The organism is Pseudomonas sp. LW8, from assembly GCF_041956865.1.
Taxonomy (GTDB): domain Bacteria; phylum Pseudomonadota; class Gammaproteobacteria; order Pseudomonadales; family Pseudomonadaceae; genus Aquipseudomonas; species Aquipseudomonas siliginis.
Genome location: NZ_CP168138.1, coordinates 5,430,918 through 5,445,306, shown reverse-complemented (window position 1 = coordinate 5,445,306; position 14,389 = coordinate 5,430,918). Strand labels below are relative to the sequence as shown.

At 60.8% G+C, this 14,389-nt stretch carries 13 protein-coding genes; 9 read left to right on the top strand and 4 right to left on the bottom strand.

Translation table 11 applies throughout. The features are described from left to right. Positions 1–41: 41 nt before the first annotated feature. On the bottom strand, positions 42–1,271 hold the full coding sequence (gene serA / locus AB9L16_RS24695; RefSeq protein WP_024014707.1) for a phosphoglycerate dehydrogenase: 1,230 nt from the start codon (positions 1,269–1,271) through the stop codon (positions 42–44). A gap of 205 nt (positions 1,272–1,476) precedes the next feature. On the opposite strand from serA, the gene AB9L16_RS24690 reads away from it, so the two are divergent. The 4 genes from AB9L16_RS24690 to AB9L16_RS24675 all read left to right on the top strand — a co-directional run bounded on the left by AB9L16_RS24690 (position 1,477) and on the right by AB9L16_RS24675 (position 5,741). Then, complete coding sequence (locus AB9L16_RS24690; protein WP_375122841.1) at positions 1,477–2,871, top strand: FAD-binding oxidoreductase; 1,395 nt, start codon at positions 1,477–1,479, stop codon at positions 2,869–2,871. Between the two features lie 41 nt (positions 2,872–2,912). Then, entirely contained in the window at positions 2,913–3,578 is a 666-nt protein-coding gene (locus AB9L16_RS24685; RefSeq protein ID WP_375122840.1) for a fumarylacetoacetate hydrolase family protein, read from the top strand. Positions 3,579–3,782: 204 nt separating this feature from the next. Further along, positions 3,783–4,706, top strand: a complete 924-nt coding sequence (locus AB9L16_RS24680; RefSeq protein ID WP_375122839.1) for an SdiA-regulated domain-containing protein — start codon at positions 3,783–3,785, stop codon at positions 4,704–4,706. Positions 4,707–4,823: 117 nt separating this feature from the next. After that, entirely contained in the window at positions 4,824–5,741 is a 918-nt protein-coding gene (locus tag AB9L16_RS24675) for an SdiA-regulated domain-containing protein (RefSeq protein WP_056786260.1), read from the top strand. Positions 5,742–5,884: 143 nt separating this feature from the next. On the opposite strand, the gene rpiA is transcribed toward AB9L16_RS24675, so the two are convergent. Continuing rightward, the gene (gene rpiA, locus AB9L16_RS24670) at positions 5,885–6,559 is read right to left on the bottom strand and encodes a ribose-5-phosphate isomerase RpiA (RefSeq protein ID WP_007913886.1); all 675 of its coding nucleotides are present in this window, start codon (positions 6,557–6,559) and stop codon (positions 5,885–5,887) included. Between the two features lie 317 nt (positions 6,560–6,876). Here rpiA and ilvA point away from each other — a divergent pair, with 317 nt between their 5' ends. Beyond that, positions 6,877–8,391 (top strand): threonine ammonia-lyase, biosynthetic, encoded by a 1,515-nt coding sequence (gene ilvA / locus AB9L16_RS24665; protein ID WP_016772678.1) that lies wholly within the window; start codon positions 6,877–6,879, stop codon positions 8,389–8,391. Between the two features lie 41 nt (positions 8,392–8,432). Then, a complete protein-coding gene (locus tag AB9L16_RS24660; protein WP_375122838.1) occupies positions 8,433–8,846 on the top strand; it encodes a DUF2269 family protein in 414 nt (137 codons plus the stop codon). 50 nt (positions 8,847–8,896) lie between these two features. On the opposite strand, the gene AB9L16_RS24655 is transcribed toward AB9L16_RS24660, so the two are convergent. Next, complete coding sequence (locus AB9L16_RS24655; RefSeq protein ID WP_375122837.1) at positions 8,897–9,553, bottom strand: HAD family hydrolase; 657 nt, start codon at positions 9,551–9,553, stop codon at positions 8,897–8,899. Between the two features lie 143 nt (positions 9,554–9,696). On the opposite strand from AB9L16_RS24655, the gene AB9L16_RS24650 reads away from it, so the two are divergent. Together AB9L16_RS24650 and ptsP are read left to right on the top strand one after the other, a co-directional pair. Next, positions 9,697–10,176, top strand: a complete 480-nt coding sequence (locus AB9L16_RS24650; protein WP_003229203.1) for an RNA pyrophosphohydrolase — start codon at positions 9,697–9,699, stop codon at positions 10,174–10,176. A 22-nt stretch (positions 10,177–10,198) separates the two neighbouring features. After that, a complete protein-coding gene (ptsP, locus tag AB9L16_RS24645; RefSeq protein WP_024014698.1) occupies positions 10,199–12,478 on the top strand; it encodes a phosphoenolpyruvate--protein phosphotransferase in 2,280 nt (759 codons plus the stop codon). Positions 12,479–12,687: 209 nt separating this feature from the next. Here the strand turns inward: ptsP and AB9L16_RS24640 are convergent, their stop codons facing one another. Next, positions 12,688–13,434: an NRDE family protein gene (locus AB9L16_RS24640; RefSeq protein WP_375122835.1), complete on the bottom strand. Its 747-nt coding sequence runs from the start codon at positions 13,432–13,434 to the stop codon at positions 12,688–12,690. Positions 13,435–13,564: 130 nt separating this feature from the next. Here AB9L16_RS24640 and AB9L16_RS24635 point away from each other — a divergent pair, with 130 nt between their 5' ends. Further along, positions 13,565–14,347 carry a sulfite exporter TauE/SafE family protein gene (locus AB9L16_RS24635; protein WP_041476853.1) on the top strand — a complete coding sequence of 261 codons (783 nt, stop codon included), beginning with the start codon at positions 13,565–13,567 and terminating at the stop codon, positions 14,345–14,347. Positions 14,348–14,389: the final 42 nt, after the last annotated feature.

The window sequence follows — 14,389 nt, the reverse complement described above, 5'->3', positions numbered from 1 at the left end:
GCTTTCACTTGCCGCTTGTAACTTGCGGCTTGTAGCTGCTTTTAGAAAAGCACCCGACTACGGATAGTACCGTTGACGTGTTGCAGCTTCTCTTGCGCCAGCTCCGAGTATTCGGCATCGACGTCGATCACCACGTAACCGACCTTCTCGTTGGTCTGTAGGAACTGACCGGAGATGTTGATGCCGTTTTCGGCGAAGACCTTGTTGATCTCGCTCATCACACCCGGGATGTTCTCGTGGATGTGCAGCAGGCGGTGCTTGCCAGGGTGAGCCGGCAGGGCCACTTCCGGGAAGTTGACCGACGACACCGAAGTACCGTTGTCGCTGTACTTGACCAGTTTCTCCGCCACTTCCAGACCGATGTTGGCTTGCGCTTCGGCGGTCGAGCCGCCGATGTGCGGGGTCAGGATCACGTTGTCGAGGCCACGCAGCGGGCTTTCGAACTCTTCGTCGTTGGAGCGGGGCTCCACCGGGAACACGTCGATGGCCGCGCCGATCAGGTGCTTGTCCTTGATCGCGTCCGCCAGGGCGTCGAGCTCGACCACGGTGCCACGTGCAGCGTTGATCAGGATGCCGCCCTTCTTGATGGCGCGGATTTCCTTCTCGCCGATCATCCACTGAGTGGCGGCGGTTTCCGGTACGTGCAGGGTGACGATGTCGGACATGCCCAGCAGCTCGTGCAGGTTGTTGACCTGTGTGGCGTTGCCCAGCGGCAGCTTGGTCACGGTGTCATAGAAGAACACTTGCATGCCCAGACCTTCAGCCAGCACCGACAGCTGCGTGCCGATCGAGCCGTAACCGACGATGCCCAGTTTCTTGCCACGGATCTCGAACGAGTTGGCAGCGGACTTGATCCAGCCGCCACGGTGGCAGGAGGCATTTTTCTCAGGGATGCCGCGCAGCAGCAGGATCGCTTCGGCCAGTACCAGCTCGGCTACGGAACGGGTGTTGGAGTACGGTGCGTTGAACACGGCGATACCGCGCTCGCGGGCCGCACTGAGGTCAACCTGGTTGGTGCCGATGCAGAAACAGCCGACCGCGACCAGTTTCTTCGCGTGATCGAAGATCTCTTCGGTCAGTTGCGTGCGCGAGCGGATGCCGATGAAGTGAGCGTCAGCAATCTTTTCCTTGAGCTGGGCTTCCGGCAAGGAACCAGTCAGGTATTCGATGCTGGTGTAGCCCGCCGCCTTGAGGACGTCGACAGCCGATTGGTGGACGCCTTCGAGAAGAAGGAACTTGATCTTGCTCTTATCGAGAGAAGTCTTGCTCATCTGCGTAAACCTGTATCCCGGAGAAAAATGGCAGGGAGGGAGCAGCCTGGAGCTGACCCGCACGGCAACAAAGCCGTCACCGCGGATCTGGCCTTGGGCACTGTCCTGCGGGGTCGGTATGCTAGCATAGCCACCCCGCTAAACACTCATTCCTGCGACGTGAAGCGTTCTCAGGATGACCATGAATTGTTCGAGAGTTCTGTCGATGACCAATCCTGCGCTGATTGATGAACTGAAGACCCTGGTTGAGCCTGGCAAAGTCCTCACCGACGCCGACTCCCTGAACACTTACGGCAAGGATTGGACCAAGCACTTCGCCCCGGCACCGAGCGCCATCGTGTTTCCCAAGACCATCGAGCAAGTGCAGGCCGTGGTGCGTTGGGCCAACACTCACAAGGTTGCGCTGGTGCCATCCGGCGGGCGCACCGGGTTGTCCGCCGCTGCGGTGGCGGCCAATGGTGAAGTGGTGGTTTCGTTCGATTACATGAACCAGATTCTCGACGTCAACCTCACCGATCGCACTGCCGTGTGCCAGCCGGGCGTGGTCACTGAGCATCTGCAGAACGTCGCCGAAGAAAACGGCCTGTACTATCCGGTCGATTTCGCCTCGGCAGGTTCCAGCCAGATTGGCGGCAATATCGGCACCAATGCCGGCGGGATCAAAGTGATTCGCTACGGCATGACCCGCAACTGGGTGGCCGGCATGAAGGTCGTCACCGGCAAGGGCGATGTGCTGGAACTGAACAAGGACCTGATCAAGAACGCCACCGGTTACGACCTGCGTCAGCTGTTCATCGGCGCCGAAGGCACCCTCGGTTTCGTCGTCGAAGCGACCATGCGCCTTGATCGCACGCCGAAAAACCTCACGGCGATGGTCCTCGGTACCGCCGATTTCGATTCGATCATGCCGGTGCTGCATGCCTTCCAGGGCAAACTCGACCTGACGGCGTTCGAATTCTTCTCCGACAAGGCGCTGGCCAAGGTCATGGGCCGTGGCGACGTGCCGGCGCCATTCGACACCGAGTGCCCGTTCTACGCCCTGCTGGAATTCGAAGCGACTACCGAAGAAGTGGCCAACAGCGCGCTGGAAACCTTCGAGCACTGTGTCGAACAAGGCTGGGTACTCGACGGTGTGATGAGCCAGAGCGAAACCCAGCTGCACAATCTGTGGAAGCTGCGCGAGTACATCTCCGAAACCATCTCCCACTGGACGCCGTACAAGAACGACATCTCGGTTACCGTCTCGAAAGTACCGGCGTTCCTGCGCGAAATCGACGCGATCGTTGGCGAGCACTACCCGGATTTCGAAATCGTCTGGTTCGGCCACATCGGCGACGGCAATCTGCACCTGAACATTCTCAAGCCGGAAAACCTGAGCAAGGACGAGTTCTTTGCCAAGTGCGCCACCGTCAACAAGTGGGTGTTCGAAACCGTCGAGAAGTACAACGGCTCGATCTCGGCCGAGCACGGCGTGGGCATGACCAAGCGTGATTACCTGACCTACAGCCGCTCGCCGGCCGAGATCGAGTACATGAAAGCGGTCAAGGCAGTGTTCGACCCGAACGGCATCATGAACCCGGGCAAGATTTTCCCGGTTTGATCGGTAATCTCTGTTGAATCAATAAAGGCAGGAGTCGGTAAATGAGCTATCAGCACCAGTACGTCGACGGCACGGGCATTCACTTCCCGATCGGGAAAGTCGTGTGCATTGGCCGCAATTACGCCGAACACGCCAAGGAACTGGATAACCCGGTGCCGACCGAGCCGCTGCTGTTCATCAAGCCGGGCAGTTGCGTGGTGCCGCTGGAAGGCGGGTTCAGCATTCCGACCGAGCGTGGTTCAGTGCACTACGAAGCGGAAATCGCCGTGTTGATCGGCAAGCCGCTGTCGACCAAACCAAGCCGTGAAGAAGTCCTTGATGCGATCTCCGGTTTCGCCCCGGCGCTGGACCTGACCCTGCGCGACAAGCAGGCCGAGCTGAAAGCCAAGGGCCTGCCGTGGGAAATCGCCAAGTCGTTCGACGGCGCGGCAGTGATCGCGCCGTTCGTGGTCGGCAGCACCTTCGCTGACCTGACCGACATCGGCATCCGCTTGACCATCAACGGCGAAGTGCGCCAGGACGGCAATAGCAGCGCGATGCTCAACCCGATCGTGCCGATGATCCAGCACATGGCCGGCTGCTTCTCGCTGCAGGCCGGCGACGTGATCCTCACCGGCACGCCAGTGGGCGTCGGCCCGCTGAACGTCGGCGATGAAATCGTCCTCGAACTGCCGGGGGCGAGCAGCTTCAGCAGCAGCGTGCGCTAACCGCAGAACCCCTTGCAGGGGGTGAGCTTTGTGGTGAGGGGATAAATCCCCTCACCACAAGTGTGTTGCTGGCAAACGCACACGCCAATCCCGCCATTTCCCGTTTTTTTCACATCCTCTCTGGATAATTCCCGCGATTCTGGCGTCTCAGCCGGCCTCTTTGTGCTATTACCCTTGGCCTGAATTAACGGAACGCATCCCTCGATGGCATCTCGAACTCAGCAGAAATCCCCCTCCCGTTCGCGCTTCGTCCTGCGCTGGTATGTCTGGCTGTTGCTGGTCATCGCCGCAGCCTATGGACTGGCGTTCGCCATGCATTGGGATGATCGCGGCGTGCTGTGGGTGCTGGAGCGCTTCGAGAGCAAGGCCGAGCAAAAGGAGAGTGTGTGGCTGCCGGATTATCAGGTGGTCATCGATGCCAAGCCGCTGCCGGGTATGGAAAAGGACGAAGCTTCGGATCTGGCCTATAACCCGCAGACAAAGACCCTGTTCGCGGTGATGGGCAAGAATGCCTTCCTGGTCGAGCTGACGCTTGAGGGCGACGTGTTGCGCAAGATGCCGTTGGTGGGCTGGAGCAATCCGGAAGGCTTGACGGTCATGGAAAACGGTTTGCTGGCCATTGTCGATGAGCGTGAGCATACGTTGTCGATCATTAAGGTCGATGCCGCGACTCGTGAGCTGAACATCGCCGATTTCCCCAAATACGACCTCGGGCCGTCGAAAGATCAGAACAAGGCGTTTGAGGCCATCACGTGGGATCCGCGCAATCAGCGATTGATTCTGGGGGAGGAACGCCCACCGGCGCTGTTCACGTGGAAAAGCGATGGCGGCCAGACCCTGCAGGGCGACAAGCAAAAACTGGCCAGCGATCAGCTGGATCTGCGCAACCTGTCGGCGCTGGCTGTCGATCCGCGCACTGGCCATCTGCTGGTGCTGTCGGCGGATTCACACCTGTTGCTTGAACTCGACGAGGATGGCAAGCAAGTCAGCTTCATGACGTTGCTTGGGAATTTCAACGGTCTGAAAGACACCATTCCCCGCGCCGAAGGCATGACCATGGATGAGGACGGCACGCTGTACATGGTCAGCGAACCGAACCTGTTCTACCGATTCGAAAAACATCGGTAACTTTCCCTACAGTAATTGCGGAATTGCGCAGTTGTCGTGCGAGGCAAGTGGCCATTAAGCTTCAATTCAGACGGGCGTGATATTTCATCGGCCTGTCATGAATCCGAGCCTGCCTGAATGCGTCGACTTGCCCGCCCCAAACCGCTGATTCTCGTCCTGTTGATGATTGTCCTGATTGCGTTGATCGCGATCGGCCAATACCTGCGTCTGTTCGAGCGCGCCTGGTTCAACCTGCACACGCTGTGGCAACCGGTGAGCAGCGAGGCGATCGGGCTCGACCAGTATCGGGTGACGATCGAGGCGCGGCCGATCGAGGGGCTCGACGATGACGTCTCGGCGCTGACCTACGATCCGGTGCGTAAAAGCCTGTTCACCGTGACCAACAAGAATTCCGAACTGGTCGAATTGTCCCTGGAAGGCAAGATTCTGCGGCGCATCGCTCTGGTGGGGTTTGGCGATCCGGAAGCCGTCGAGTACATCAGTGCCGACACCTACGTGATCACCGACGAGCGTCAGCAACGCCTGATCAAGATCCACCTCGAGGCCGACACCACTTTTCTCGATGCCGAGGATGCCGAGCAAATGACCCTTGGCGTGCACATGTCCGGCAACAAGGGTTTCGAAGGGCTTGCTTATGATTCTGTGGGCAAGCGGCTGTTCGTGGCGAAAGAACGCGACCCGATGCTGATCTACGAAGTCCACGGCTTCCCGCATTTCAAACCGGACAAGACCTACGCGGTGCACGTGATCAACAACCCCAAGCGCGATGCCGGAATGTTTGTGCGTGATCTGTCGAGTCTGCAGTACGACGAGCGCAGCGGGCACTTGCTGGCGCTGTCGGACGAGTCGCGGTTGATTATCGAACTGGATGTCGACGGGCGCCCGTTGAGCACCATGTCGATCAGCGGCGGGCGCCAGGGTTTGCAGAAAACCGTGCCGCAGGCGGAGGGAATTGCAATGGATGATGACGGCACGTTGTACCTGGTGAGCGAGCCGAATCTGTTTTACGTGTTCAAGAAACCCACACCAAACTAACTGACATCACAAAACACTGTGGGAGCGAGCCTGCTCGCGAAGGCGGTTGATCAGTCTCTGAATATGTTGACTGACCCGACGCTTTCGCGAGCAGGCTCGCTCCCACAGGTTTATTTATCAGCCCATGGCAAGTGGGCAGTCTGTTACTCAGCCTTCAGCGTCTTCACGCCTTCACTGGTGCCCAGCAACAACAGATCCGCCGGACGCGCGGCGAACAGGCCGTTGGTGACCACGCCGACGATGGCATTGATCTGTGCTTCCAGCTCCACCGGGTTGGTGATCTGCAGGTTGAACACGTCGAGGATGATGTTGCCGTTGTCGGTCAGCACGCCTTCGCGGTACACCGGGTCGCCGCCCAGTTTCACCAGTTGGCGGGCTACGTGGCTGCGGGCCATCGGGATGACTTCCACCGGCAGCGGGAACTCGCCGAGCACCGGCACCAGTTTGCTGGCGTCGGCGATGCAGATGAAGGTCTTGGCCACGGCGGCGACAATCTTCTCGCGGGTCAGGGCCGCGCCGCCGCCCTTGATCAGGTTCAGGTGCGCATCGCTCTCATCGGCGCCGTCGACGTAGAACTCCAGATCGCTGACGGTATTCAGCTCATACACCGGAATCCCATGGCCCTTGAGGCGCGCGGCGGTGGCTTCGGAGCTGGCGACCGCGCCATCGAACGCGCCCTTGTGCTGGGCCAGGGCGTCGATGAAGCAATTGGCGGTGGAGCCGGTGCCGACGCCGACGATGCTCTTGTCGTCGAGTTTCGGCAGGATGAAGTCGACGGCGGCCTGGGCCACGGCCTGTTTGAGTTGATCCTGGGTCATGCGGGCTCCGGAAGCGGGCAAGGGTTGGGCAGAAAGGCCGGCATTATAGGCCTCGCGGTGGTACAGGGGGAAACAAGCTGTGGCGAGGGGATTTATCCCCGTTCGGCGACGCAGTCGTCGTAAAACCCAGGAACGCGGTGTGACTGAAAAAAAGCAGGGGAGCGCTTCGCACTCCAGCGGGGATAAATCCCCTCACCACAACGGTGCTCACTCAAGATTGGGTTTCCAGACCTTAAAACCACCTGTTTAGTGTGGTCGCCTCGGCAAAAGGCGGGTTAGACTCGCTGGTCCCGCCCAGTCGCCAGTGATGCTTTCCGATGCTCGAACAGTACGTCAAAAAGATCCTCACCTCGCGCGTTTATGACGTTGCCGTAGAAACCCCGCTGCAGAACGCCCGTCAGCTCTCCGAGCGGCTGGGCAATGACATCTGGCTCAAGCGCGAAGACTTGCAGCCAGTGTTCTCGTTCAAGATTCGCGGCGCCTACAACAAGCTGACGCAACTGAGCGACGAAGAGCGCGCCCGCGGCGTGGTCACCGCGTCGGCGGGCAATCATGCGCAGGGTCTGGCTCTGGCGGCGAAAGTGTTGGGCGTCAAAGCCACCATCGTCATGCCCAAGACCACCCCGGAAATCAAAGTTGAAGGCGTGCGTTCGCGCGGCGGCAAAGTGGTGCTGCACGGTGACTCGTTTCCGGAAGCGCTGGCCTATTCGCTGAAACTGGTCGATGAAAAAGGCTACGTCTACATCCACCCGTACGACGATCCGCACACCATTGCCGGGCAGGGCACCGTGGCCATGGAAATCCTGCGTCAGCACCCGCAGCCGCTGGATGCGATTTTCGTCCCGGTCGGCGGTGGCGGCCTGATCGCCGGTATCGCGGCGTACGTGAAATACCTGCGTCCGGACATCAAGGTAATTGGCGTCGAACCGGACGACTCCAACTGCCTGCAAGCGGCAATGGCAGCGGGCGAGCGCGTGGTTCTGCCGACTGTCGGCATCTTCGCCGACGGCGTGGCGGTGGCGCAGATCGGCCAGTACACCTTCGAGATCTGCAAGGATTACGTGGATGAAGTGATTACTGTCAGCACCGACGAGATCTGCGCGGCGATCAAGGATATCTACGACGATACCCGCTCGATCACCGAGCCTGCCGGCGCATTGGGCGTGGCCGGGATCAAGAAGTACGTCGAGCAGCGTGGCGTCAGCGGCCAGACTTTCGTCGCCATCGACTCCGGCGCCAACGTCAATTTTGACCGCCTGCGCCACGTCGCCGAACGCGCCGAACTGGGCGAAGGTCGCGAAGCGATCATCGCCGTGACCATTCCGGAAAAGGCCGGCAGCTTCAAGGCGTTCTGCGAAGCCATCGGCAAGCGCCAGATCACTGAATTCAATTACCGCTACAACACCGGCAGCGAAGCGCACATCTTTGTTGGCGTGCAGACCCACCCGGACAACGATCCGCGCAGCGCCTTGCTGGCGAGCCTGACCGAGCAGGGGTTTCCGGTGCTCGACCTGACCGACAACGAGCTGGCCAAGCTGCACATTCGCCACATGGTCGGTGGCCGCGCCGCGCAGGTGGTCGATGAAGTGGTGCTGCGCTTCGAATTCCCGGAGCGCCCGGGCGCGCTGTTCAACTTCCTCAACAAGCTCGGCGGGCGCTGGAACATCTCGATGTTCCACTACCGCAACCACGGCGCGGCGGACGGGCGTGTGGTCGCCGGCTTGCAAGTGCCGCATGACGAACGTCATCTGGTGCCGGCGGCGCTGGCGGAAATCGGCTATCCATACTGGGATGAAAGCGACAACCCGGCCTATCAGCTGTTTCTTGGCTGAGCGGCTACGCTGATGGGCATGGATCTACGGATGAGAACGACATGGAAACCCTGACCACCCTGAAAGTCCTCCACGTTGCGGCGACCGTGGTTATCCTCGCGAGCGGGCTGGTGCTCGCCGCCCTGACCTGGCGAAATCGCAGCGAAGGGCCGGCCAGTACGATGCGCCGTCCGTGGCTGTTCATCTGGTGTCTGATGCTGATCGGCATGCTCAGCATGCCTTTCACCGGCTGGTGGTTGGTGCACCTGGTGGGCTGGCCGTTGGGCCAATTGTGGATTCTGGGATCCAGCGTGATCTACGCCGTGGCCACGTTCAGTGCGGTCTGGCTGCTGGTCCGGCTGGATCGGTTGTGGACGAGCGGGGTGGGCAATCGCACATTCAATCTGGCGCTGGCGATTGTAAGCAGCGTCGGATTTGTCGCCATAGCGGCGTTGATGGGGGCCAAGCCGGTTTAAGGCTTGAGGCCGAGTTGACCCCCATCGCTGGCTTGCCAGCGATAGCAATCTCAGTCGCGCAACGAAATCACCGGCCAGCCACGCTTCTCGGCCTCGGCCCGCAGATTCGGATCCGGGTCCACCGCCACCGGATTCGTCACCTGCTCCAGCAGCGCCAGATCATTCATCGAATCGCTATAGAAATAGCTGTCCTCGAGCGAATAGCCGGTCTCTTCCAGCCAGCGATTGAGGCGCGTGACCTTGCCTTCGCGGAAGCACGGGATGTCGGTGCTGCGCCCGCTGTAGCGGCCGTCGATCATTTCGCATTCGGTGGCAATCAGGGTTTCCACGCCCAGGCGCACGGCGATCGGTGCCGTCACGAAACGGTTGGTGGCGGTGATGATCACTAGTTTGTCGCCGGCATCGCGGTGCTTCTTCAGCAGCTCCAGTGCCTTGGGCAGCACGATCGGCTCGATGCAGTCGCGCATGTAATCGCTGTGCCATTGCTCAAGCACGGCCATTTCCGTGCGGCCGAGAATTTCCAGGCAGAAGTTCAGGTAGGCGGCGTTGTCCAGCTTGCCGGCCAGGTAATCCTGATAGAACTCGTCGTTACGCGCCTTGTAGGCGATCGGGTCGAGGAAGCCGCGCTCGCACAGATAATCGCCCCAAGCGTGATCGCTGTCGCCGCCCAGAAGGGTGTTGTCCAAATCGAATAAAGCCAGGCGCATTGCAGTTACCCGCTGAAAAGTCAGTAAAAAGGCGACAAGAATACGGTCTTTTCACAAGAGTGCACATAAGGTAGGAACCTTCGTTGCCGCCTGATCAAGCTTTGTGGAACAATGCGGCGACATGCGTTTGCGAGGTTGTTGCCGTGATCGACCCCGATGGTTTCCGCCCCAATGTCGGGATCATTCTGACGAATGACGCCGGCCAGGTGCTATGGGCTCGCCGTATCAATCAGGACGCCTGGCAGTTTCCGCAAGGGGGGATCAACCCCGAGGAGACGCCGGAAGACGCCTTGTACCGCGAGCTGAACGAAGAAGTTGGCCTGGAACGTGAAGATGTTGAAATACTGGCCTGTACCCGAGGCTGGTTGCGCTATCGTTTGCCGCAACGCCTGGTGCGTACCCACAGCCAACCGCTGTGCATCGGCCAGAAACAGAAATGGTTCCTCCTGCGCCTGATCTCCAACGAGCAGCGGGTGCGGATGGATCTGACCGGTAAACCGGAGTTCGATGGCTGGCGCTGGGTCAGCTATTGGTATCCGTTGGGCCAGGTGGTGACATTCAAGCGCGAGGTGTATCGACGCGCTCTCAAAGAGCTTGCCCCGCGCCTTTTAGCGCGCGACTGACGACGGAGTTCGACCCCGAGCCATGCTCAATACGCTGCGCAAGATCGTCCAGGAAGTTAACTCCGCCAAGGATCTCAAGGCGGCGTTGGGGATTATTGTGTTGCGCGTCAAAGAGGCCATGGGCAGCCAGGTCTGCTCGGTCTACCTGCTTGATCCGGAAACCAATCGCTTCGTCCTGATGGCCACCGAGGGCTTGAACAAGCGCTCGATCGGCAAGGTCAGCATGGCCCCCAACGAGGGTCTGGTCGGTCTGGTCGGCACGCGTGAAGAACCCCTGAACCTCGAGAACGCTTCGGTTCACCCGCGCTATCGCTACTTCGCCGAAACCGGTGAAGAGCGTTACGCCTCGTTCCTCGGTGCACCGATCATTCACCACCGCCGCGTCGTCGGCGTGTTGGTCATCCAGCAGAAAGAACGCCGCCAGTTCGACGAAGGTGAAGAAGCCTTCCTCGTGACCATGAGCGCGCAGCTTGCCGGCGTGATCGCCCACGCCGAGGCCACCGGTTCGATCCGTGGTCTGGGCCGGCAGGGCAAGGGCATTCAGGAAGCCAAGTTCGTCGGCGTACCGGGTTCGCCGGGTGCTGCCGTCGGTACCGCCGTGGTCATGCTGCCGCCGGCGGACCTGGACGTGGTGCCGGACAAGACCATCACCGACATCAACGCTGAGCTGGCGCTGTTCAAGACCGCCATCGAAGGCGTGCGCGCCGACATGCGCGCCTTGTCCGCCAAACTCGCGACCCAGCTGCGCCCGGAAGAACGCGCGCTGTTCGACGTCTACCTGATGATGCTCGACGATGCCTCGCTGGGCAGCGAAATCACCACCGTGATCAAGACGGGGCAGTGGGCTCAGGGCGCGCTGCGTCAGGTGGTCACTGAGCACGTCAACCGTTTCGAACTGATGGACGACGCCTACCTGCGCGAGCGTGCTTCGGACGTCAAAGACCTTGGCCGCCGTCTGCTCGCCTATCTGCAGGAAGAGCGCCAGCAGAATCTGGTCTACCCGGAAAAAACCATTCTGGTCAGCGAAGAGCTGACGCCGGCGATGCTCGGCGAGGTGCCGGAAGGCACGCTGGTCGGTCTGGTTTCGGTACTCGGTTCGGGTAACTCTCACGTCGCGATTCTCGCCCGAGCCATGGGCATTCCGACAGTGATGGGCCTGGTCGATCTGCCGTACGCCAAGGTCGACGGCATCGAAATGATCGTCGACGGCACCCGTGGCGAGGTCTACACCAACCCGAGCGAAGTGCTGCGCAAGCAGTTCGCCGAAGTCGTCGAGGAAGAGAAACAACTGGCGCTGGGCCTCGACACCCTGCGCGACCTGCCTTGCGTGACCCTCGATGGCCACCGCATGCCGCTGTGGGTCAACACCGGCCTGCTCGCCGATGTGGCGCGGGCGCAGAAGCGTGGCGCCGAAGGGGTCGGCCTGTACCGCACCGAAGTGCCGTTCATGATCAACCAGCGCTTCCCGAGCGAGAAGGAACAGCTGGCGATCTACCGCGAACAGCTCGCCGCGTTCCACCCGCAACCGGTGACCATGCGCAGCCTCGACATCGGCGGTGACAAATCGCTGTCGTACTTCCCGATCAAGGAAGACAACCCGTTCCTCGGCTGGCGCGGTATCCGCGTCACCCTCGACCACCCGGAAATCTTCCTGGTGCAGACGCGCGCGATGCTCAAGGCCAGCGAAGGCCTGAACAACCTGCGGATTCTGCTGCCGATGATCTCCGGCACTCACGAACTCGAAGAGGCCCTGCACCTGATCCACCGTGCCTGGGGCGAAGTGCGCGACGAAGGCACCGACGTGCCGATGCCGCCGATCGGCGTGATGATCGAGATCCCGGCAGCGGTGTACCAGACCAAGGAACTGGCGCGGATGGTCGACTTCCTCTCCGTCGGCTCCAACGACCTGACCCAGTACCTGCTGGCGGTAGACCGCAACAACCCGCGCGTCGCCGACCTCTACGACTATCTGCACCCGGCGGTGCTGCAAGCCCTGCAAACGGTGGTCACTGACGCCCACGCCGAAGGCAAACCGGTGAGCATCTGCGGCGAGATGGCCGGGGATCCGGCGGCGGCGGTGCTGTTGATGGCGATGGGTTTCGACAGTCTGTCGATGAACGCCACCAACTTGCCGAAGGTGAAGTGGATGTTGCGCCAGGTGAACTTGAGCAAGGCGCAGGAGATGCTGGCGGAACTGATGAAGATCGATAACCCGCAGGTTATCCACAGCTCGCTGCAACTGGCGCTGAAGAATCTCGGGTTGGCCAAGATGAATTCGCCGGTGGTGACCAAGGCTCTCTAAAGATCAAAGGCCCCTCACCCTAGCCCTCCCGAAACGTCGGACCGCCCAGAGGGAGAGGGGACTGATTGGGGGATGCTGCAGAACTCCGTCGACCTGTAAGTGCTTTGCTGAATCCATAATCGACTCGATCTCTCAGGTCGATGTATACCGCAAGGCACTTCGGTCGGCCCCCTCTCCCTCCGGGAGAGGGCTGGGGTGAGGGGCTGCTGTTAGACACAAACCTCAACTTCCCCGAGATGCCCGCCATACGGCCCAAAACTGCGCTCCACCATCCGCCGCGTTCCGTCCGCCTGCACAACCAACGCTGTACTCGCCCGCGTCCCATAACTCTGGCTGGCAATAAACACGCTCGACAGCAACGACTCCGTCGCCATGCCCACCCCGGTATCCGGCAACTCCGCCTCGGGTGCGGTCTGCGCATCGCTCAGCAAGGCCAGCAAGCGCTCAGGCTGCGGATCGTCCAGCACCGCGCTCAACGCCGCCCTGGCCTTGAGCAGTTTCGGCCACGGCGTATCCAGCCCCGCGTTGGATAAACCATAAACTCCAGGCTGCAACATCACCGGCTCTGACGCCCGCGCATTGAAGTGCCACAACTCATGGGCATTGCCCAGCAGCAGATTGAACCCGGCATATTCGGCGGCACGAGCCACCACATCGCTCAAATAATCATCAATCGACAGATCGCCCGCAAGAAACCGCGCCACCAGCTCGCCCCGGGATTTGGTGGCCGGCGGCTGTTGCGGATCGCGAATATTGGTCAGCGCGGCGAAGCGTCCGTTGCTGCCGATCCCCAGCCAGGTGCCGCCAGCTTCAAGATCGCGCCCGGCATGCACCTGTGACGCCTCGGGCCAAGGTGCCAATGGCAGGCTGGGGCGGGCGTAGAACTCGTCGCGGTTGGCCGCGACGATCAGCGGCTGGGCATGGCCCGGGCGCCAGGCGAAAACAATCAGGCACATAAGGTGGTCCTTGTGTGTTTTTTGCCCACTCTACGCATCCGGCGTCCGTGCATCCATCGCCAGTGGAGCAGAAGGCTGCGCATCCGTTAACATGCCGCTCCTGTTTTGCCGATGCGTGCTGGAGACGGTCATGGAATTTCTGCTCTACCTGGCGCTCGGTGCCTGTGCGGGCGTGCTCGCCGGGCTGTTTGGCGTTGGCGGCGGGATCATCATCGTCCCGGTGCTGGTGTTCAGCTTCACCCTGCAGGGTTTCGATCAGTCGATCCTTACGCACCTGGCGGTGGGCACGTCGCTGGCGACGATCATATTCACCTCGGTCAACGCCGTGCGTGAGCATCACCGCCGGGGCGCGGTGCGCTGGGCGATTTTTCGCTGGATGACCGTGGGCATTCTGCTCGGCGCCGGTTTCGGTGCGCTGACCGCAGAAGCGATCTCCGGACCGAACCTGCAAAAGATCATCGGTGTGTTCGCTCTGGTGATCGCCGTGCAACTGGCGCTGGATGTCAAACCCAAGGCCAGCCGAACGGTGCCGGGCAAACTCGGTCTGACCGCTGCCGGTACGGTGATTGGCTGGGCCTCGGCGATTTTCGGCATTGGCGGCGGCTCGCTGACCGTGCCGTTTCTGACCTGGCGCAGCGTGCCGATGCAGCAGGCGGTGGCGACCTCGTCGGCCTGTGGCCTGCCGATTGCCTTGGCCAGCGCGTTAAGTTTCATGATTCTGGGGTGGCACGATCCGTTGTTGCCGGCCCATAGTCTCGGTTTTGTGTATTTGCCGGCATTGTTGGGCATCGCCCTGACCAGCATGGTCTTCGCTCGGCTCGGCGCGCGTCTGGCGCACAGATTGTCGCCGCGCTTGCTGAAAAGGCTGTTCGCCGCTTTGCTGTTCTGCGTGGGTTTGAGCTTTCTGCTCTGACCGCGTGGCAATCCTGGCTTAATCCTGAGGTGGCAGCGTCGC

What these genes read in the sequence shown, in the direction of transcription:
- AB9L16_RS24635 (WP_041476853.1), top strand. Translation starts at nt 13,565, where the DNA reads ATGGAATTTCTGCTCTACCTGGCGCTCGGTGCCTGTGCGGGCGTGCTC.
- ilvA (WP_016772678.1), top strand. Translation starts at nt 6,877, where the DNA reads ATGCTCGAACAGTACGTCAAAAAGATCCTCACCTCGCGCGTTTATGAC.
- AB9L16_RS24675 (WP_056786260.1), top strand. Translation starts at nt 4,824, where the DNA reads ATGCGTCGACTTGCCCGCCCCAAACCGCTGATTCTCGTCCTGTTGATG.
- ptsP (WP_024014698.1), top strand. Translation starts at nt 10,199, where the DNA reads ATGCTCAATACGCTGCGCAAGATCGTCCAGGAAGTTAACTCCGCCAAG.
- AB9L16_RS24680 (WP_375122839.1), top strand. Translation starts at nt 3,783, where the DNA reads ATGGCATCTCGAACTCAGCAGAAATCCCCCTCCCGTTCGCGCTTCGTC.
- rpiA (WP_007913886.1), bottom strand. Translation starts at nt 6,559, where the DNA reads ATGACCCAGGATCAACTCAAACAGGCCGTGGCCCAGGCCGCCGTCGAC.
- AB9L16_RS24660 (WP_375122838.1), top strand. Translation starts at nt 8,433, where the DNA reads ATGGAAACCCTGACCACCCTGAAAGTCCTCCACGTTGCGGCGACCGTG.
- AB9L16_RS24690 (WP_375122841.1), top strand. Translation starts at nt 1,477, where the DNA reads ATGACCAATCCTGCGCTGATTGATGAACTGAAGACCCTGGTTGAGCCT.
- serA (WP_024014707.1), bottom strand. Translation starts at nt 1,271, where the DNA reads ATGAGCAAGACTTCTCTCGATAAGAGCAAGATCAAGTTCCTTCTTCTC.
- AB9L16_RS24655 (WP_375122837.1), bottom strand. Translation starts at nt 9,553, where the DNA reads ATGCGCCTGGCTTTATTCGATTTGGACAACACCCTTCTGGGCGGCGAC.
- AB9L16_RS24640 (WP_375122835.1), bottom strand. Translation starts at nt 13,434, where the DNA reads ATGTGCCTGATTGTTTTCGCCTGGCGCCCGGGCCATGCCCAGCCGCTG.
- AB9L16_RS24685 (WP_375122840.1), top strand. Translation starts at nt 2,913, where the DNA reads ATGAGCTATCAGCACCAGTACGTCGACGGCACGGGCATTCACTTCCCG.